25 protein-coding genes are annotated in these 17779 nt (G+C 71.6%); 12 read left to right on the top strand and 13 right to left on the bottom strand.

Annotation, left to right across the window (positions count from 1 at the left end; genetic code table 11):
* Positions 1 to 5 precede the first annotated feature (5 nt).
* The 3 genes from ftsY (at position 6) to ACE3Q8_RS19555 (ending at position 2170) form a co-directional block, all read left to right on the top strand.
* On the top strand, positions 6 to 950 hold the full coding sequence (gene ftsY, locus ACE3Q8_RS19545; protein WP_374472078.1) for a signal recognition particle-docking protein FtsY: 945 nt from the start codon (positions 6 to 8) through the stop codon (positions 948 to 950).
* Complete coding sequence (locus ACE3Q8_RS19550; protein ID WP_374472079.1) at positions 947 to 1531, top strand: inner membrane-spanning protein YciB; 585 nt, start codon at positions 947 to 949, stop codon at positions 1529 to 1531. Before ftsY ends, ACE3Q8_RS19550 begins: the two co-directional genes overlap by 4 nt.
* A gap of 93 nt (positions 1532 to 1624) precedes the next feature.
* Complete coding sequence (locus tag ACE3Q8_RS19555; protein ID WP_374472081.1) at positions 1625 to 2170, top strand: MarR family winged helix-turn-helix transcriptional regulator; 546 nt, start codon at positions 1625 to 1627, stop codon at positions 2168 to 2170.
* Here ACE3Q8_RS19555 and ACE3Q8_RS19560 read toward each other — a convergent pair.
* The 6 genes from ACE3Q8_RS19560 to ACE3Q8_RS19585 all read right to left on the bottom strand — a co-directional run bounded on the left by ACE3Q8_RS19560 (position 2167) and on the right by ACE3Q8_RS19585 (position 4908).
* Complete coding sequence (locus tag ACE3Q8_RS19560; RefSeq protein WP_374472083.1) at positions 2167 to 2394, bottom strand: hypothetical protein; 228 nt, start codon at positions 2392 to 2394, stop codon at positions 2167 to 2169. The genes ACE3Q8_RS19555 and ACE3Q8_RS19560 overlap by 4 nt on opposite strands.
* A gap of 87 nt (positions 2395 to 2481) precedes the next feature.
* Positions 2482 to 2739: a hypothetical protein gene (locus ACE3Q8_RS19565; protein WP_374472085.1), complete on the bottom strand. Its 258-nt coding sequence runs from the start codon at positions 2737 to 2739 to the stop codon at positions 2482 to 2484.
* A gap of 73 nt (positions 2740 to 2812) precedes the next feature.
* On the bottom strand, positions 2813 to 3328 hold the full coding sequence (locus ACE3Q8_RS19570; protein ID WP_374472086.1) for a DsbE family thiol:disulfide interchange protein: 516 nt from the start codon (positions 3326 to 3328) through the stop codon (positions 2813 to 2815).
* Entirely contained in the window at positions 3325 to 3474 is a 150-nt protein-coding gene (gene ccmD, locus ACE3Q8_RS19575) for a heme exporter protein CcmD (protein ID WP_374472087.1), read from the bottom strand. The genes ACE3Q8_RS19570 and ccmD overlap by 4 nt, the downstream gene beginning before the upstream one ends.
* Before the next feature lie 4 nt (positions 3475 to 3478).
* Entirely contained in the window at positions 3479 to 4207 is a 729-nt protein-coding gene (gene ccmC, locus ACE3Q8_RS19580) for a heme ABC transporter permease CcmC (RefSeq protein ID WP_374472089.1), read from the bottom strand.
* 41 nt (positions 4208 to 4248) lie between these two features.
* A complete protein-coding gene (locus ACE3Q8_RS19585; RefSeq protein WP_374472091.1) occupies positions 4249 to 4908 on the bottom strand; it encodes a Spy/CpxP family protein refolding chaperone in 660 nt (219 codons plus the stop codon).
* A gap of 166 nt (positions 4909 to 5074) precedes the next feature.
* Between ACE3Q8_RS19585 and ACE3Q8_RS19590 the strand changes: the two genes are divergently transcribed.
* Entirely contained in the window at positions 5075 to 5515 is a 441-nt protein-coding gene (locus ACE3Q8_RS19590; RefSeq protein ID WP_374472093.1) for a nuclear transport factor 2 family protein, read from the top strand.
* On the opposite strand, the gene ccmB is transcribed toward ACE3Q8_RS19590, so the two are convergent.
* Both ccmB and ccmA read right to left on the bottom strand, forming a co-directional pair.
* Positions 5512 to 6177, bottom strand: coding sequence for a heme exporter protein CcmB (ccmB, locus tag ACE3Q8_RS19595; protein ID WP_374472095.1), 666 nt, complete (start codon positions 6175 to 6177; stop codon positions 5512 to 5514). The two genes, ACE3Q8_RS19590 and ccmB, sit on opposite strands and share 4 nt — an antisense overlap.
* Positions 6174 to 6770 carry a heme ABC exporter ATP-binding protein CcmA gene (gene ccmA, locus ACE3Q8_RS19600; RefSeq protein ID WP_374472096.1) on the bottom strand — a complete coding sequence of 199 codons (597 nt, stop codon included), beginning with the start codon at positions 6768 to 6770 and terminating at the stop codon, positions 6174 to 6176. The genes ccmB and ccmA overlap by 4 nt, the downstream gene beginning before the upstream one ends.
* Before the next feature lie 174 nt (positions 6771 to 6944).
* On the opposite strand from ccmA, the gene acnA reads away from it, so the two are divergent.
* The 3 genes from acnA (at position 6945) to ACE3Q8_RS19615 (ending at position 11239) form a co-directional block, all read left to right on the top strand.
* A complete protein-coding gene (acnA, locus tag ACE3Q8_RS19605; protein WP_374472098.1) occupies positions 6945 to 9632 on the top strand; it encodes an aconitate hydratase AcnA in 2688 nt (895 codons plus the stop codon).
* 146 nt (positions 9633 to 9778) lie between these two features.
* Entirely contained in the window at positions 9779 to 10477 is a 699-nt protein-coding gene (locus ACE3Q8_RS19610) for a DUF1223 domain-containing protein (protein WP_374472099.1), read from the top strand.
* A 426-nt stretch (positions 10478 to 10903) separates the two neighbouring features.
* Entirely contained in the window at positions 10904 to 11239 is a 336-nt protein-coding gene (locus ACE3Q8_RS19615; protein ID WP_374472101.1) for a DUF2794 domain-containing protein, read from the top strand.
* Here ACE3Q8_RS19615 and ACE3Q8_RS19620 read toward each other — a convergent pair.
* Both ACE3Q8_RS19620 and ACE3Q8_RS19625 read right to left on the bottom strand, forming a co-directional pair.
* Positions 11223 to 11723, bottom strand: coding sequence for a GNAT family N-acetyltransferase (locus tag ACE3Q8_RS19620; RefSeq protein WP_374472102.1), 501 nt, complete (start codon positions 11721 to 11723; stop codon positions 11223 to 11225). The genes ACE3Q8_RS19615 and ACE3Q8_RS19620 overlap by 17 nt on opposite strands.
* An 85-nt stretch (positions 11724 to 11808) precedes the next feature.
* A complete protein-coding gene (locus tag ACE3Q8_RS19625; protein WP_374472103.1) occupies positions 11809 to 12561 on the bottom strand; it encodes a Bax inhibitor-1/YccA family protein in 753 nt (250 codons plus the stop codon).
* Between the two features lie 220 nt (positions 12562 to 12781).
* Here ACE3Q8_RS19625 and ACE3Q8_RS19630 point away from each other — a divergent pair, with 220 nt between their 5' ends.
* Both ACE3Q8_RS19630 and thpR read left to right on the top strand, forming a co-directional pair.
* Positions 12782 to 13420, top strand: a complete 639-nt coding sequence (locus tag ACE3Q8_RS19630) for an arylesterase (RefSeq protein ID WP_374472105.1) — start codon at positions 12782 to 12784, stop codon at positions 13418 to 13420.
* Between the two features lie 10 nt (positions 13421 to 13430).
* The gene (gene thpR / locus ACE3Q8_RS19635) at positions 13431 to 13964 is read left to right on the top strand and encodes an RNA 2',3'-cyclic phosphodiesterase (RefSeq protein WP_374472107.1); all 534 of its coding nucleotides are present in this window, start codon (positions 13431 to 13433) and stop codon (positions 13962 to 13964) included.
* On the opposite strand, the gene ACE3Q8_RS19640 is transcribed toward thpR, so the two are convergent.
* Complete coding sequence (locus ACE3Q8_RS19640; protein WP_374472109.1) at positions 13961 to 14344, bottom strand: DUF2237 family protein; 384 nt, start codon at positions 14342 to 14344, stop codon at positions 13961 to 13963. The genes thpR and ACE3Q8_RS19640 overlap by 4 nt on opposite strands.
* Before the next feature lie 60 nt (positions 14345 to 14404).
* On the opposite strand from ACE3Q8_RS19640, the gene ACE3Q8_RS19645 reads away from it, so the two are divergent.
* Together ACE3Q8_RS19645 and ACE3Q8_RS19650 are read left to right on the top strand one after the other, a co-directional pair.
* Complete coding sequence (locus tag ACE3Q8_RS19645) at positions 14405 to 15274, top strand: CoA ester lyase (RefSeq protein WP_374472111.1); 870 nt, start codon at positions 14405 to 14407, stop codon at positions 15272 to 15274.
* Positions 15271 to 15915, top strand: coding sequence for a hypothetical protein (locus ACE3Q8_RS19650; protein WP_374472113.1), 645 nt, complete (start codon positions 15271 to 15273; stop codon positions 15913 to 15915). Before ACE3Q8_RS19645 ends, ACE3Q8_RS19650 begins: the two co-directional genes overlap by 4 nt.
* A 3-nt stretch (positions 15916 to 15918) precedes the next feature.
* Here ACE3Q8_RS19650 and ACE3Q8_RS19655 read toward each other — a convergent pair whose 3' ends face one another.
* Entirely contained in the window at positions 15919 to 16338 is a 420-nt protein-coding gene (locus ACE3Q8_RS19655) for an HIT domain-containing protein (RefSeq protein ID WP_374472115.1), read from the bottom strand.
* A gap of 108 nt (positions 16339 to 16446) precedes the next feature.
* On the opposite strand from ACE3Q8_RS19655, the gene ACE3Q8_RS19660 reads away from it, so the two are divergent.
* Positions 16447 to 17433, top strand: a complete 987-nt coding sequence (locus ACE3Q8_RS19660) for a malate dehydrogenase (protein WP_374472117.1) — start codon at positions 16447 to 16449, stop codon at positions 17431 to 17433.
* A gap of 136 nt (positions 17434 to 17569) precedes the next feature.
* Here the strand turns inward: ACE3Q8_RS19660 and ACE3Q8_RS19665 are convergent.
* Positions 17570 to 17779: lysozyme inhibitor LprI family protein (locus ACE3Q8_RS19665; protein WP_374472119.1), on the bottom strand; the 210-nt coding region annotated here is incomplete at its 5' end.

Consider the following 17779-nt stretch of genomic DNA (forward strand, 5'->3'; position numbering starts at 1 on the left):
GCCCCATGGCAGAACCCAAACGCGGCTGGTTCCAGCGGCTCACCGAAGGCCTCTCCCGCTCGTCGAAGCAGATGGGCGAGCAGATCACCAGCGCCTTCGTCCAGAAGGCGCCGCTCGACCAGGCCAAGCTGGACGAGCTCGAGGAGATGCTGATCGAGGCGGACCTCGGCCCCCACTCCGCCGCCCGGATCACCCAGCGCTTCGCCGACGAGAAGTTCGGCAAGACGGTCTCCGAGGAGGAGATCAAGGAGGCGCTGGCCCAGGCGATCGGCGACGAGCTCTCCACCCGGCAGGGCGACTTCGACCCGCTGTCCGGCCCCCGGCCCTACATCGTGCTGTTCATCGGGGTGAACGGCTCGGGCAAGACCACCACGCTCGGTAAGATCGCCTCGGACCTGAAGAGCCGCGGGGCCAAGGTGCTGGTGGTGGCCGGCGACACCTTCCGGGCCGCCGCCGTGGAGCAGCTCAAGGTGTGGGCGGAGCGGTCCGGCGCCGACTTCATGTCGCGGCCGACGGGCTCGGACGCCGCGGGCCTGGCCTTCGACGCCGTCGAGCGCGCCAAGGCCGAAGGCTACGACGTGGTGCTCATCGACACGGCCGGGCGGCTGCAGAACAAGCAGGGGCTGATGGACGAGCTCCTGAAGATCATCCGGGTGGTCAAGAAGGTGGATCCCGACGCGCCGCACGAGACCCTGCTGGTGCTCGACGCCACGGTGGGCCGCAACGCGCTCGCCCAGGAGAACATCTTCGGCAACCAGATCGGCGTCTCCGGCATCGTGATGACCAAGCTCGACGGGACGGCGCGCGGCGGCGTCCTCGTCCCCGTCGCCCAGGCGTCGGACAGCCCGATCAAGCTGGTCGGCGTCGGCGAGGGGATCGACGACCTGCAGCCGTTCGACGCCCGCGCCTTCGCCCGCTCCCTGGTCGGCCTTGAGGAGCCCGTCCGATGAGCGCCGAGAGCCGTCGCAAGTGGGTCCGTTGGTTCGTCGACTATTCGGCCCCCATCGCCTTCGCCGTGGTCTACTTCGGCTTCGGCCGCGACTTCATGAAGGCCACCGTCGCGATCGTGGTCACCTCGGTGGTGGCCCTGCTGGTGGGCGGGATCGTCGAGCGTCGGCTCGCGCCCCTGCCGCTGTTCGTCGGCCTGATGGGCGCGCTGTTCGGCGGCCTGACGCTGGTGTTCCACGATCCCCGGATCATGAAGGTGAAGCCGACGGTGCTGAACTTCGCCCTCGGGGCCGTGCTGCTGGGCGGCCTGCTGATGAAGAAGAACCCGCTGAAGGCGGTGCTCGGCCAGACGCTCGTCCTGCCCGACGAGGTCTGGCGCAAGCTCATGCTGCGGTTCGGGCTCTTCTACTGGAGCCTGGCGGTCCTCAACGAGGCGGTCTGGCGCACCCAGACGGAAGCCACCTGGGTCGCGTTCCGCTCCTTCGGGCTCCAGCTCCTGACCATCGCCTTCGTCCTGACCCAATTGCCGCTGCTCATGCGGTACATGAAGGCCGAGGACCTTCCGCCTCCGCCGACGGAATAAAATTTCTCGCCAGACATAGATTTGCGTCGTTTACCCGACACAGCGACTCGTATAACGGCGTTACACTGCAGGTGGGGGCGTCTGTAGGAGTCCATGGCGAAATCCAAATCAGCGACGAAGGGTGTGGCCGCGCTAGACCGGTCGCCCAGTCACCTGCTGCACCGCGCACAGCAGGTCGCCGTCGATATCTATGCGGAGGTGTTCGGCCCGCTTGGCGTCACCCAGCGGCAGTACGCGGTGCTGGCCGCGGCCGCCGATCATGAGGGGGCGACGCAGACGGACCTCGTGCGGATCACCGGCATCGACCGCTCCACCCTGGCCGACATGGCCGCGCGAATGATCACCAAGGGGCTGCTGGAGCGCGAGCGCTCCGCCTCCGACGCCCGGGCCAACGCCGTGCGGCTGACCGTGCTCGGACGCGAGACCCTGGAGGCTGCGCGGCCGAAGATGGCCGAGGCGGACGCCCGCCTGCTGAAGCTGATCGCCGGCGGCGGGCGGCGCACCACCCTGGTCTCGATCCTTCGCGATCTGGTGGAAGCCCAGGCGGAGGCGGCGTCCGGGGCGGGGCGCAACGGCAAGAAGGCGGCGAAGCCGGCCAAGCCCGAGCCTCAGAAGCGCAAGAAGGCGGTGAAGGCCTAGCGGCCGGCGAAGCCCTGCCGCGGATGGGCGATCTGCGACGGGCGCAGGTAGGGCGAGCACAGGCGGTCGTACCCTTTGGCCGGCAGGCTCTGCATGATGGCGTCGAGCATCATCGAGCCCTCCGCCCGGATCGGGGGTGGTTCGCCGAACAGCTCGCGCCACAGGGCGGCGGCTTCGGCCTGGACGCGCGCGTCCCTCTCGCTCGTCTCATCATTTGCCATCACGGCGGGCGTAACTCGCGCACCGGGCGAGCTGTTCCGCGATGAATTTGGGCAATTTCTTGAACAGCTTAACAGCGGAACGCCGTTCGGTCAGACCCGGATGTCGAGCAGGGAGCCGGGCCGCAGGATCCGGGCCGGCGGTTCGGCCGGAGCCGGGGCGATCCGCTGCGGACTGGCGACCGCAGGCTCCGGCTGGGCGGCCGCCGCCGCCGGGGCCGCCGCCGCGGGGGTCTTGCCGGCGATCATGTCGAAGAAGGCGCGCTGCGCCGCCAGGCGGCCGGCGTCAGGCCGCTGGACCGGCTGGGCCGGAGGCGTGGGGGCAAGGCCGGTCGGGCGGATCGGAGTCACGTCAGGCAGGCTCGCCGGACATGGTTAACGGCGCGTTAGCCATATCGGCCGGTTTGCGGCGGAAGCCCGGCGCTCAGCGGGCGCGTGCGGCGAGCTGTCGCGCCGCCTCGAGGGTCAGGGGGCCGGTGTGCTTGGCCAGGATCGTGCCGTCGCGGCCGACCACATAGGTCTCGGGCACGCCGGTGACGCCGAACTCGATGCCGGCGCGCCCGTCGCGGTCCACCAGGATTTCGGAGAACGGGTCGCCCAGGCGGGTCAGGAAGCCCTGGGTGTTCTGCGGCGCGTCCTTGTAGGCGATGCCGACGATCCGCACCTGGTCGCGCTTCATCTGCACCAGGACCGGATGCTCGATCTCGCAGGGCGCGCACCAGGAGGCGAAGAAGTTCACCAGCATCGGCCCCTCGGCCGCCGCTTCGCGCAGCGGCACGGGCTGGCCTTCGGCGAGCGTCGGCAGGGTGAGGTTCGGCAGTTGCTTGCCGACCATGGCCTCCGGCTGGACCTGCGGGTTGCGGTTCAGCGCGTAGAGGCCGAACAGGCCGCCCAGAGCGGCCAGCACCGCCAGCGGCAGGAAGGCGAGCCAGCGCCTCATCGGCCGCCGCGCTCGTCGGCCCGGCGCTTCCACTTGCGGGCGTGGGCCAGCGCGCCCAGCACCATCCAGGCGAACACCAGGGCGGTGAGCGCGAAGGCCGGCCACACGTAGGCGGCGTAGGGGCTGGCGTCGAAGTCCGGCGTCATGCTCTCAGGCCCTCGCCGCCCGCAGCGCCGCGGCCTCGGCGCGCCGGCGCCAGACCTCGCCGCGGATGCGGACCAGCCACAGCGACCCGAACGCCGCCATATAGGCCAGGCTCATCAGGTAGAAGGGCGGCCGGTAGACCGGCGCGAGGCCGCGGCCCTCGCCGGCGAAGGTGGAGGACCCCTGGTGCAGGGTGTTCCACCATTCGACCGAGAAATAGACCACCGGCAGGTTGACCAGGCCGACCAGCGCCAGGATGGCGGCGGCGCGGCTGGCCTTGGCCTCGTCGTCGAGCGAAGCGCGCAGCGCCATGTAAGCCACGTAGAACAGGAACAGCACCAGCACCGAGGTCAGGCGGGCGTCCCACACCCACCACGTCCCCCACATGGGCTGGCCCCACAGCGAGCCGGTGGCCAGCGCCAGGAAGGTGAAGGCCGCGCCCAGCGGGGCGGCGGCCTGGGCGGCGGCGTCGGCCAGCACGTGGCGGAAGACGAGCGCCAGGAAGCTCGCCGCGCCCAGGCAGGCGTAGACGAACAGGCCGAGTTGGGCCGCCGGCGCATGGATGAACATGATCCGCACGGTGTCGCCCTGCTGGTAGTCCTCCGGCACCGAGAAGGTCAGCCAAAGCCCCGCGACGGCCAGCGCGAGGGCGAGCGCGCCCAGCAGCGGCGCGGCCCATCGCGAGAAGGCCATGAACCGCTCAGGGTTCGCCAGGAAGGCGGGCGCCGGGATCATGCCGCTGGCTTAGAGCCCGCCGGCCCGCCTCGCAAGTCGGGCTAAAGGTCCGAGGGCGGGGACGGGGGGGCGGGCGGCCGGGGCGGCGCGGGCGGCGGCGGCGGAAGCGGCGCGTGCAGCGGCGCGCCGCGGTGGACGATGTGCATCGCCCCCGGCCCGAAATGGCCCGGGCCCATCATCAGCGGCAGCTCGTCGAAGGCCTTCTTCTGGCGCTCGTCGAGCTGGGCGTAGAACCGGCGGGTGGCCTCGATGCGGGCGCGGCCCTGCGCCTCGCGCTCGGCCAGGCGCTGCTCCATCTCGGCCAGACGCTCGGGCGTGGTGCGCCGGGCCTCGCCGTCCTCGCGGTCGAACCGCACGAGGTGGTCGGTCTTCGGCGTCATCGCCTCCAGGTAGGCGTTCAGCGCCGCCTCCTGGTTGGGGCGCAGTTGCAGGATGTTGCGCAGGTGCTCGCTGCGGTCGCGGTCGTCGTCCAGGCGCACGATGACGGGATGGGCCGGGCGGCCGCGCATCCGCTCCGCCTGGCGCCCGGCCCGTCGGGCCTCCATGGCGGCGACGCGGCCGTCGCGCTCGGCCTTGCGGGCGTCGTGCTGCGCCTGGCGCACGGCCTCGTCAGGGCTGGTCTGGGCGTAGGCCGCGGCCGCGCCGCCGGCCAGCAGCGCGGCCAGGGCGGCCGCCAGGGCGGAGTGGGTCAGTCGGGTCATGCCGTGTCTCCAGGTCGCGGACCGTCAAGCTAGCCCGAAGCTCACGCCCAAAATGGGCGAAACGGCGCCGCTTAGCGTGAAGCTTTGTTCATGTTCGCCGAACGCGCTTGCGCGAGCCGTGACCGGTTGGATAGGGCCGGCCCGTTCGAACCCGGAGACCTCCGCCATGCTCGCCGTCCTCGCCGCCGCCGCGGCGCTGCAGGCCGCCGCCCCCGCGCCGGCCGACGCCGCCACCGTCCAGGCGATCGAGGCCGTGGCCTACGACTATGTGGACGGCCAGCTCGAGGGCGACGCCCGGCGCGTGGCCCGCTCGCTGCACCCAGACCTCGCCAAGCGGGCGGTGGAGACCACCGACCCCGACGAGCCGCTCGGCCTGCGCCGGATGACCAAGGAGGAGCTGGTCGAGCTCACCCGACAGGGCGTGCTGAAGACGCCGAGGGCCCAGTGGAGCCGCTCGGTGAAGGTGCTGGACGTCACCGGCAACGCCGCCGTGGCCCGGGTCGAGACGCCCTGGTTCGTGGACTACTTCCATCTCGGCCGGTTCGGCGAGCGCTGGGTGATCGTGAACGCGCTCTGGTACCCGAAGCCGCGCGACGCCCAGCCCTAGGAGAGGGCGTTGCGGCAGGCCGCCGCCATGGCCACCGGCCCCAGCGCCACGGCAGCGAGCGCATAGGCGCCCAGCAGGGCGAACCCCGGCTGCCAGGGCAGGCCGGCGGCGAAGGAGTCCAGCGCCCCGCCGCCGAAGATCACCGGCGGGGTGAACAGCGGCAGGACGATCACCGCCGTCAGCAGCCCGCCGCGCCGCGCCCCCAGGCTGAGCGCCGCGCCGATCCCGCCCACGAAGGCGAAGGCCAGGCCGCCCAGCAGGGCGCAGGCGAAGATCAGCGGGGCGAGCGCCGGGCTGGCGCCGAGCGCGATCGCGGCCACCGGCGCGGCCAGCGCCAGCGGCGCCCCTGTGGCCAGCCACTGGCCCAGGCACTTCACGGCGCAGGTCAGCTCTAGCGGCGTCTCGGCCAGCAGCAGCAGGTCCAGCGCGCCGTCCTCGTAGTCGCGCTCGAAGAGCCGTTCGAGGGAGAGCAGGGACGCCAGGGCCAGGGCGACCCAGGCGAGGCCCGGCGCCACGGCCGCCAGCCGGGCGGGCTCGGGCCCGATGGCCAGGGGCAACAGGGTGGCGACGCCGGCGTAGAAGCCCACGGCGACCAGCGGTCCGCCGCCGCGGCCCCAGGCGAGGGTCGCCTCGCGCGACAGCAGGGTGAGAATCCGGCTCATCCCACCAGCTCCAAGCTGCGGGTGGCCACCGGCAGGGGATCGTGGACCGCCGCGAGGATCATCCCGCCGCCGTCCAGGTGCCGTTGCATGATCTCGCCCAGCCGGGCGCGCCAGCGGGCGTCCAGCGGGCTGAGCGGCTCGTCCAGCAGCCACAGCGGCCGCGGCGCGGCGAGCAGGCGGGCCAGAGCCACGCGCCGCCGCTGCCCGGCCGACAGCCGGCGCACCTCCAGGTCGAGCAGCGGCCCGAGCTCCAGCGCCTCGGCGGCCTCGCCGATCTCCGCCCCGCCCAGCCAGCGCGTCCAGAAGGCCAGCTCCTCGCGCGCCGTGCGCGCCGGCTTCAGCCCGTCGTGATGGCCGACGAAGTGCAGGCCCGCGCCGCGCGCCTCCGACGGCTCGATCCCGCCGAACGCCACCTGCCCCGCCTCGGCCCGGACCAGGCCGGCCACGCAGCGCAGCAGGCTGGTCTTGCCCACCCCGTTGGCGCCGGTCAGCGCGCAGGCCTCGCCCGCGTGCAGCGCCAGGTCCACCCCTTCGAACAGCAGCCGCCCGCCGCGGCGCACGGCCACCGCCTGCAGCTCCACCGTGCGAATCATTCGCACACGCCCTTCGCATGGACGTTCCAGGCGGTTCGGCGTATGGAGCGCCCGGCCGCCGTCGACGAAGGGGACGTACGCCGCGCGGAGTCGGAACCTGTGTGTCCGCCTCTAAAGACGCGCGCTCCTCGGGGATGACGTGGGGCGGCCGGGAACAGAGAGAGGATCTCCCCTATGGCGTCGATCGACAGCCTGAAAACCCGCCGCGAGCTCGTGGTGGGCGACAAGACCTACGCTTACTACAGCCTTCGCGCCGCCGAGGAAGCGGGACTTTCGGGCGTGAGCCGCCTGCCGATCTCGATGAAGGTCCTGCTCGAGAACCTGCTGCGCAACGAGGACGGCGACACCGTCACCCAGGACGACCTCAAGGCGCTGGCCGCCTGGCTCGAGAACAAGGGCTCCGTGGAGCACGAGATCAGCTTCCGTCCCGCCCGCGTGCTGATGCAGGACTTCACCGGCGTGCCGGCGGTGGTCGACCTGGCCGCCATGCGCGACGCCATGACCCAGCTCGGCGCCAACCCCGAGAAGATCAATCCGCTGAACCCGGTCGACCTCGTCATCGACCACTCGGTGATGGTGGACTACTTCGGCACCGGCAAGTCGTTCGCCGCCAACGTCGAGCGCGAGTACGAGCGCAACATGGAGCGCTACCGCTTCCTGCGCTGGGGCTCCTCGGCCTTCAACAACTTCCGCGTGGTGCCGCCGGGCACCGGCATCTGCCACCAGGTGAACCTCGAGTACCTGGCGCAGACCGTGTGGACCAACGACGACGAGGGCGCGACCGTCGCCTATCCGGACACCGTCGTCGGCACCGACAGCCACACCACCATGGTCAACGGCTTGGCCGTGCTGGGCTGGGGCGTGGGCGGCATCGAGGCCGAGGCCGCCATGCTGGGCCAGCCGATCCCGATGCTGATCCCCGAGGTCATCGGCTTCCGCCTGGACGGCGCCCTGCCGGAGGGCGCCACCGCCACCGACCTGGTGCTCACCGTCACCCAGATGCTCCGCAAGAAGGGTGTCGTGGGCAAATTCGTGGAGTTCTACGGCCCCGGCCTCGCCAACCTGACCCTGGAAGACCAGGCCACCATCGCCAACATGGCCCCGGAATACGGCGCCACCTGCGGCTTCTTCCCGGTCACCCAGGCGACGATCAGCTACCTGACCGCCACCGGCCGTGACCCCGACCGCGTGGCCCTCGTCGAGGCCTACGCCAAGGAGCAGGGCATCTGGCGCGACGCGTCCGACCCGGATCCGGTGTTCACCGACACCCTCGAGCTCGACCTCGGCACGGTCGCCGCCTCGCTGGCCGGCCCGAAGCGCCCGCAGGACCGCGTGCTGCTCACCGGCGCGGCTGCCGAGTTCAAGGCGGCCCTGGCCAACGACTTCGGCAAGGCCGACGCCATGGACGTGCGCTTCCCGGTGGAGAAGGAGAACTTCGACATCGGCAACGGCGACGTGGTGATCGCCGCCATCACCTCCTGCACCAACACCTCCAACCCCTCGGTGCTGATCGCCGCCGGCCTGGTGGCCAAGAAGGCGGTGGAGAAGGGCCTGCAGGTGAAGCCGTGGGTGAAGACCTCGCTCGCCCCCGGCTCGCAGGTGGTCACCGACTACCTGAAGGCCGCCGGCCTGACGAAGCACCTCGACGCGCTGGGCTTCAACCTGGTGGGCTACGGCTGCACGACCTGCATCGGCAACTCCGGCCCGCTGCCGGAGCCGATCTCGGACGCCATCAACAAGAACGACCTCGTCGCTGTCTCGGTGCTCTCGGGCAACCGGAACTTCGAGGGCCGGGTGAACCCGGACGTGCGCGCCAACTACCTGGCCTCGCCGCCGCTGGTGGTGGCCTATGCGCTGGCCGGCACCATGCTGAAGGACCTGGCCACCGAGCCGCTCGGTGAGGGCAAGGACGGCCGGCCAGTGTTCCTGAAGGACATCTGGCCGACCACCGAGGAAGTGGCCGCGCTGCAGCGCAAGCACGTGACGAACAAGATGTTCGCCTCGCGCTATGCCGACGTCTTCAAGGGCGACAAGAACTGGCAGGGCATCAAGGTGGCCGGCGGCCAGACCTACGCCTGGGACATGGGCTCCACCTACGTCCAGAACCCGCCGTACTTCCAGGACATGCAGATGGAGCCGGCGCCGGTGACGGACATCGTCGAGGCCCGCGTCCTCGGCGTGTTCGGCGACTCCATCACCACCGACCACATCTCGCCGGCCGGCTCGATCAAGGCCACCTCGCCGGCGGGCGTCTACCTGCGTGAGCGCCAGGTGCCGACGTCGGAGTTCAACTCCTACGGCGCGCGCCGCGGCAACCACGAAGTCATGATGCGCGGCACCTTCGCCAACATCCGCATCCGCAACAAGATCACGCCCGACATCGAGGGCGGCGTGACCAAGCACTTCCCCTCCGGCGAGACCATGTCGATCTACGACGCGGCCATGCGCTATCAGGGCGAGGGCCGTCCGCTGGTGGTCTTCGCGGGCAAGGAATACGGCACCGGCTCGTCGCGCGACTGGGCGGCCAAGGGCACCAAGCTGCTCGGCGTCCGGGCCGTGGTCGCCGAGAGCTTCGAGCGCATCCACCGCTCGAACCTGGTCGGCATGGGCGTGCTGCCGCTGCAGTTCACCCAGGAAGGCTGGCACAAGCTCGGCCTGACCGGCGAGGAGATCGTCACCATCCGCGGCCTCACCGACCTTGCGCCGCGCAAGCAGCTCATCGTCGAGATGTACCGTCCGAGCGACGGCCGCATCGCCCGCTTCCCGGTCCGCTGCCGGATCGATACGCCCACCGAGCTCGAGTACTTCAAGCACGGCGGCGTCCTGAACTACGTGCTGCGCGGCCTCGCCCGCCAGGGCTGACGGCTCGCCGAACGGCGCAGACCTCGGGCTCCGGACGACCCCGTCCGGAGCCCGATCCGTTTCCGGCCCCCTGCGGCCTGACGCCCCGGAGGTCTCACGCCTTGTTGTAATTTACAGCCGCCGGAACACCCCTTAAGTCGGCCTCGATGCGGAAGGCCGCGCTCCTCACCCTCCTGCTGCTGCTGACGCCGGCGGCGGCCCTCGCGCGGCCGCCCGTGGTCGTGGAGCTGTTCACCGCCCAGGGCTGCCAGTCCTGCGGCGAGGCCAACGCCTATGTCGTGCGCCTCGCTGAGCGCCCGGGCGTCCTGCCGCTGACCTTCTCGGTGGACTACTGGGACTACCTGGGCTGGGAGGACACCTTCGCCCGGCCCGAGTTCGCCGAGCGTCAGAAGGCCTATGTGGCGCGCCTGAAGCTGCGGGAGCCCTACACGCCGCAGGTGGTGGTGGATGGGCGTGCCCAGGTGGCCGGGCGGCAGACCCAGCGCGTGGAGCAGCTCGTCCGCGAGGCGGCCCGCACGCCCGTCGATCCGCCCGACATGCAGTTCATGAGCCCCCGGCGCGTCGACGTGGGCTCTGGCCGCGTGCCCCGCGGCGGGGCCGAGGTCTGGCTGGTGCGCTACGACCCGCGCGAGCAGGGGGTGGCCGTGAAGAGCGGCGACAACCGCGGCGAGACCATCGTCCATCGCAACGTGGTGCGCGAGATCCATCGCCTGGGCGCCTGGCGGGGCCGGCCCACCGCCTACCGCCTGCCCGAGGCCGAGGATCCCGGCCTCGCCACCGTGGTGATCGTGCAGGGCGCCAAGGGCGGCCGCATACTGGCCGTGGCCCAGCCCAAGGCCGACTGAGGGCGAAGCCGAGGTTTCTCCCCGGTCGGAGAGGTGGCCCGGAGGGCCGGAGGGGTCCGCTCAGACGCCCGGAACGTCGCCCTGCGGCGACAGCTCCCGCTCAGGAGAGCGACGGCCCGCGCAGCAGCCCTTAAACGCGAAAGCCCCCGCGGCTGGAGAGGTCCGCGGGGGCTCGTCGGGGGATCAGTGTAGTGTGTCGGTTGAACAGGCCGCCGATCCAGGGGGGCTGGGGGGGCTGTTCAGGATCCGGGACCGCCGTCTCTGTCCAACCGACACAGCCAATAAACCCCTCGCCCTTGTCGCCCGCGCGACCGAATTAAGGTGATTTCTAGGCGTGCCGGCCCCGGTTGTTCCCCGCGCCCGGGAACCCATCTTCTGCGGCCTGCGCTCGCACAACTCAGAAGATTCAGTCTAGGCTTCGTTTCAATGGCATTCGATCCGCCCTACGCGGCGCCCCGGCAGGGGCGGGTATTCTTCGAGAGGCGCGAACTGGAGCGCCTGCTCAGCCTCTACGGGCGCATGGTGGCCGCGGGCGAGTGGCGGGACTACGCCATGGACGGCCTGTCCGACGCCGCCGTCTTTTCGGTCTTCCGCCGCTCCAGCGAACAGCCGCTCTACCGCATCGAGAAGCGGCCGGCGCTCGCCCGCCGACAGGGCGCCTGGGCGATCATCGGCGAGGGCGGCATGATCCTGCGCCGCGGCCACGAGCTGGAGCAGGTGCTGCGCTTCTTCGACAAGGGCCGCTTCAAGGTCGTGGAGTAGGCCGCTCCAAGGCCAGGTAGACGCTGTCGCACCACTCTTCGCCCACCCGCCAGGTGCGCGCCGCCCGTCCGGTCTCGCGGAACCCGAGCTTCTCCAGCAGCCGGATGGACGCGCCGTTGCGCGGATCCACGTCCGCGGTCAGCCGGTCCACGTCGCGGGTGGCGAACACGTGGGCGACCACCGCGGCCATGGCCTCGGTGGCCAGGCCCCGGCCCCAGGCGTCCGGGTGCAGGATGTAGCCCACGTCGGGCAGGCGGTAGGCGCCGGCCTTGCCGATCACCCGACCCTCGAACTCGACCACGAAATCCTCGTCCGTGGCGGCGATCATCTCGTCCAGCCAGGCGCGGGTCTGCTCGCGGTCGGCGTGCGGCGGGCTCGACCAGTACCGCATCGCCTCGGGGTGGCTCAGCACCGCGAACAGCGCCTCCAGGTCCTCGGGCCTCGCCCGGCGCAGCCTCAGCCTCTCGGTGCGGAGCTCGACCATGCGGGAGAGGCTAGGGCCGGATCGCCCAAAGAAAAACCCCGGCGGTCGCCCGCCGGGGTTCCGGATCCTCGATCCTGGCTCTGGTCTAGCGGCGGTCGCCGAAGATGCTGAGCAGGAATTGGAAGAGGTTGATGAAGTTGATGTAGAGGCTGAGCGCGCCGTAGTTGGTGGCCACGCCCATGGCCGCCTGGTCGCCGCCCAGCTCGTAGTAGGTCATCTTCAGGCGCTGGGTGTCGTAGGCGATCAGGCCGGCGAAGATGAACACGCCCAGCACGCTGATGATGAAGTTCATCATCGAGTTCTGCAGGAAGATGTTCACCACCGAGGCGATGATCAGGCCGATCAGGCCGACGATCAGGAAGCTGCCGAAGCCGGTCAGGTCCTTCTTCGTCGTGTAGCCGAACAGGCTCAGCGCGCCGAAGGCGGCGGCCGTGATCAGGAAGGTCGAGGCGATCGAGCCGCCGGTGTAGACCAGCGTCAGCACGCCCAGGCCCGCGCCGATCAGCGCCACGATCGTCCAGTAGAAGATGCCCGAGCTGCGCGGCGAGGCGTTCCGCAGCGCGAACATGCCGAACAGCATCACGGCGAGCGGCGCGAAGGCCACGATCATGCCGATGGGGGTCATGCCGGCGAAGCGGCCGTCCGGCGTCACCGCGTACATCAGGTCGCGGACGGGCGGGAACTGGCCGGTCAGGTAGGCGAGGGCGGCGGAGACCACCAGGCCCAGCGCAACCTTGTTGTAGACGCCGAGCATGAAGCTGCGAAGACCCGCGTCCACCGACATGTCGGCGCGATCGGCGGGGATCGTGCGCGCGTAGCCGCGGTTGAAGTCGCTCATCTGAGGCAAAGCCCTTGTCTAGTTCGTCCGGATTGGACGCAGCCCCAAATATCGGGGCCGCTCGTCGCCTAAGCAAGGCCTTGGTGGGTGAAGGGTTCCTAAAAAACGCCGTTTGGATCACCTCGGAACGTGCAGCAACTCTGCACCTCGCAGGTGCAGCAAAACTCTAGGGTCGCAGGGGGTTGGCGATTGATCGCGGGCGCCTAAATGGCCGCGGACCATGAATTCTTCCGATCCCTCCCGCCGCGGCGTGCTCGCCGCCGGCCTCGCGCTCGCCGCCGCGGCCGGGGCGTCCGAGGCCGCGCCTGTCCGCAAGGTGGCCGTCCTGGGCGACTCCATCACCGCCGGCTACGGCCTGCCCGCCAGTCAGGCCCTGCCGTCCCGCCTGCAAGCCGAGCTCGCCCGGCTGGGCGCCCCGGTCCGCGTGCTGCCGGCGGGAGTCAACGGCGACACCACCGCCGGAGGCGCGGCCCGCGTCGACCGGGCGGTCCCGGCGGGCGTCGAGCTCTGCGTGGTGGCGCTGGGCGGCAACGACCTGCTGACCGGCGCCGATCCGGCCGCCGTGCGCGCCAACCTCGACCGCATCGTGCGCCGGCTGAAGGCGCGCAACGTCAAGGTGGTGCTGGCCGGCGTCCGCGTGCCGGACCTGCTGGGCGGCCGCTATGCGCGAGACTTCAACCAGGCCTTCGCCAGCGTCGCCCGCACCCACGGCGTCCTGTTCCTGCCGAACCTGCTGGAGGGCGTGGTCCTCAACCCCGACCTCAACCAGCGCGACGGCATCCACCCCAACGCCGCCGGCGTGAACCTGATCGCCCGGCGTCTCGCCCCGCTCGTGGCGCAGGGGCTGCAGGCGGGCTAAAGGGGAGGGGATGATCCGCCTCTTCGCCGCCGTCGCCATCCCCGAGGACATCGGCCGGGCGCTTCAGGCACGCCAGAAGGACATCGAGGGCGCCCGCTGGCGCCCGCTCGAGGCGCTGCACATCACCCTGCGCTTCTTCGGCGAGCTGCGCGAGGACGTCGCCCGTGACCTCGACGCCGAGCTCGCGGCGGTGGGCGGCCGGCCGTTCGAGCTGGTGCTGGAAGGCGCCGGCGCGTTCGGCGACGGCGCCGACATCCACGCGGTCTGGGCGGGTGTGCAGGAGAACGCCGAGCTCCGCCACCTCGCCCGGGCCTGCGAGACCGCCGCCCGTCGCGCCGGCCTGAAGGCCGAAGGCCGCCACTACCGGCCGCACGTGACGCTCGCCTACACCCGTCGGCCGAACCCCGACGAGGTGGCCCGCTGGATCCAGGCCAACAACCTGCTGAAGAGCCCCGGCATCTGGGTCGATCGCTTCGGCCTCTATTCGAGCCGCCAGACCAAGGACGGCTCGGTCTACCGCCTCGAGGCGGAGTACCGGCTCTAGGCCTCCACGGCGTGGTCCTTGAGGACGCCCAGCGGCACGATCGCCAGGGTTTCCTCGTGGGTCGCCTCCAGCACCACCTGCGGGGCCGCGCCGGCGTCCAGCGCCTCCTTCCACCGCGGCGCGCAGAGGCACCAGCGGTCGCCCGGCTGCAAGCCCGGGAACATCGCCTCGGGCAGAGGCGTGGAGAGGTCGTTCCCCACCGAGCGGGAGAAGGCCAGGAACTCCGCCGTCATCACCGCACAGACCGTGTGCATGCCGAGGTCGTTGTGGTCGGTCTCGCAGCAGCCGTTGCGGAAGAAGCCGGTCACGGGGCGGGTGGAACAGGGCTGCAGCTCGCCGCCCAGGACGTTCCTCGCGTGCGGGTCGTAGCGTGTGGTCATGGCGCCATCCTAACCGCTAAGAGGAGGCGTCCGCCATGCGCCAAGGAGCCCCTCGTCCCCATGGTCCGCCCCCGCCGCAGCGCCCTCTATCTCCCCGCGACCAACGCCCGGGCCATCGAGAAGGCCCGCACCCTTCCCGCCGACGTGATCATCCTCGACCTGGAGGACGCGGTGGCGCCGGAGGCAAAGGCGGACGCCCGCGCCCAGGCGGCGGACGCGGTCCGGGGCGGCGGCTTCGGCGGCCGCGAGGTGGTGATCCGGGTGAACGGCCTCGACACTCCCTGGGGCCGCGACGACCTCGCCGCCGCAGCCGCCGCGGGGCCGGACGCGGTGCTGGTCCCGAAGATCGCCGGGCCGGCGGACCTCGCCGCCTACGCCGCGGCGCTGCCGGCGGAAACCCGGCTGTGGGCGATGATCGAGACCTGCCGGGCGATCCTGCGGCTCGACGCCATCGGCGAGGCCTGCGCCGCCGGCCGCTGCGACGCCTGGATCGTGGGGGCCAACGACCTGGTGAAGGAGATGCGCTGCCGGCCCGACGCCGCGCGGAGGCCCCTGCTGCCGGCGCTCACACAGGCGGTCCTGGCGGCCCGCGCCCATGGCCTCGCCGTGCTGGACGGCGTCTGGAACGACATCCCGGACCTCGACGGGTTGGCCCGGGAGTGCCGGCAGGGCGCCGACCTCGGTTTCGACGGCAAGAGCCTGATCCATCCGAGCCACCTCGCCGCCGCCAACGCCGCCTTCGCGCCCGAGCCGGACGAGGTCGCCTGGGCCCGGACGGTGGCCGCCGCCTTCGACGCGCCGGAGGCGGCCGGCAAGGGCGTGCTGAAGGTCGAGGGCCGGATGGTCGAGCGGTTGCATCTGGAACAGGCCCGACGTCTGATCGCTATCCACGAGGCCATCGCCGCCCACGAGGTTTCCGGAGCAAGATGAGGCTCATCGCCGCCGCCCTGCTGATCGCCGCAGCCAGCCCCGCGCTCGCCCAGCCCGCAGATCCCATCGGGGCCCTCCTGCAACAGCAGCAGACCCAGCCCGCCCGGTCCGCCGCCGACCTGGAGGAGCCCGACACCGCCGCCGAGCCGGCCGCCGCGCCGGAGCCCGAGATCGCGATCCCGGCCGCGCCCGTGCCCTATGCGCCCCCCGCGCCGCGGCTCACCGAGCCGGTGTTCGTGGACCAGACCGGGAAGAACCCCGACGCGCCGCCCAGTGTGCGCGACCTCGCCTACGAGTCCCGGCTGCGCGCCTCCTTCGCCTCGGCCCAGTCCTTCCAGGGGCCGCTCGACGGCGCCTGGACGCTGACCGCGGCCGACGGCGCCGGCCTCTACGCCTTCAAGCTGGTGGACCGCTCGGGCGGGACGCTGGAGGGCGCCTGGCGCGACCTGCGCCGGCCGGGCGCGCTCGGCGCCTCGGGCTTCGTGGACGAGATCCGCCGCGACGGCGGCCGGCTGACCCTGCGCTTCGGCGAGGCCAGCGCCAACTTCAGCGGCGGCTATGGCGACCGCTGGTCGGGCGAACTGGTGGAGGGCGGGCAGCGGCGCACGGTGACGCTCGTGAAAGCCCCGCCGCAGCCCTAGGGTTCAGAGCCCCAGCGCCCGCCGCGCCGCGTCGAGCGCCAACGCCAGGTCGGCGGGCCGCCAGGTCTCCGCCGCGCCGTGGCCCCAGACCGGACCCGGCCAGGCCGGGTCGTCCGGCCGGCGGCCGACCACGTGGACGTGCAACTGCGGGGTGACGTTGCCGAGCTGGCCGACGTTGAGCTTGGCCACCGGCCGGCCCAGTGTCTCGCCCACGGCGCGGACCGCCTGGCCGGCGCGGACGATCTCCTCCATCAGCACGTCCCGCTCGCCGGGGGCCAGGTCCTCCAGCTCGCGCGCGCCGGGCGAACGGGGGATCAGCACCACCCAGGCGTAGCGGGCGTCCCGCTGCAGCCGCACGTGGCAGAGCGCCAGGTCGCCGAGGGCGTCCGAGGTGGCGAGGAAGGCGGGATCGAGGTCGGCCATGCGCCAGAGGGCGTCTGCGGCATTGCAGCATGGCCGTCAATTGGCTACGGACCCCGCGACCCCCGGCCCGGCGGCCGTTCCATACGCCCTTTTCTGGAGTGTGACCCCATGGCGAAGTCCCCCATCCGCGTGGCGGTGACCGGCGCGGCCGGCAACATCGGCTACGCCCTGCTGTTCCGCATCGCCTCGGGCGAGATGCTGGGCAAGGACCAGCCGGTGATCCTCCAGCTCCTCGAGATCCCCGCCGAGGGCCCGCAGAAGGCGCTCAAGGGCGTCGCCATGGAGCTCGAGGACTGCGCCTTCCCGCTGCTGCAGGACATGGTGCTGACCGACGACCCGAAGGTCGCCTTCAAGGACGCCAACTGGAACCTGCTGGTGGGCTCCAAACCCCGCGGTCCGGGCATGGAGCGCGCCGACCTGCTGAAGGACAACGGAAAGATCTTCATCGCCCAGGGCCGGGCGATCGACGAGGTGGCCGCCGACGACGCCCGCGTCGCCGTCGTGGGTAACCCCTGCAACACCAACTGCATGATCGCCGCCAGCCAGGCCAAGCGCCTGACGCCGGACCGCTTCACCGCCATGGTCCGCCTGGACGAGAACCGCGGCCGCGCCCAGCTCGCCAAGAAGGCCGGCGTGTCGATCAACGACGTCTCCGAGCTGTTCATCTACGGCAACCACAGCCCGACGATGTTCGCCGACTTCACCCACGCCAAGATCGGCGGCAAGGCCGCGGCGGACGTGATCGCCGACCGCGCCTTCCTCGAGAACGAGTACCTGCCGACCGTCGGCAAGCGCGGCGCCGCCATCATCGAGGCCCGCGGCCAGAGCTCGGCGGCGTCGGCGGCCAACGCCCTGATCGACCACGTTCGCGACCTGGTGACCCCCGGCGCGATCCACTCCGTCGCCGTCAACTCGGAAGGCCGCTACGGCTTCGCCGAGGGCGTGTGGGCCGGGATGCCGGTGAAGACCACCGCGCCGGGCGCGTACGAGGTCGTGACCTCCTACGAGATGGACGACTTCGCCAAGTCGAAGATCAAGATCACCAATGACGAGCTGGTCGGCGAGCGGGACACCGTCGCCGAGATGCTGGGCTAATCCCCGCTCCCGCGCAGAGGTCGGGTGAGGGCGGCGCAGGCCGTCCCTCGTCCGCTCCGGCGGGACATCCAGCCAGGCTTCGAGGGCGCCCCGCCCTCGCCGGAACCCTCTCCCCGCGGGAGAGGGTTTTTCCTTGTCAGTAACCCTCGGCCAGATCGTTCAGCTCGCGGATCCGCTGCTCGTACACGCTGGCCACGGCGTCGGGCGAGCGTCGGGCCGCGTCGTCGCGGATCGAGAGCCAGTCGTCCTGCTCGGCCCGCAGCGCCCGGGCCGGCACGCCGGAGGCCACCGCGCGGTTGTAGGCGCGGGCGAGGCGCCGGTCGGCCGCGGCGAGCTCGGGATCGCC

The sequence above is a fragment of the Phenylobacterium sp. genome, from assembly GCF_041913825.1.
Taxonomy (GTDB): domain Bacteria; phylum Pseudomonadota; class Alphaproteobacteria; order Caulobacterales; family Caulobacteraceae; genus Phenylobacterium.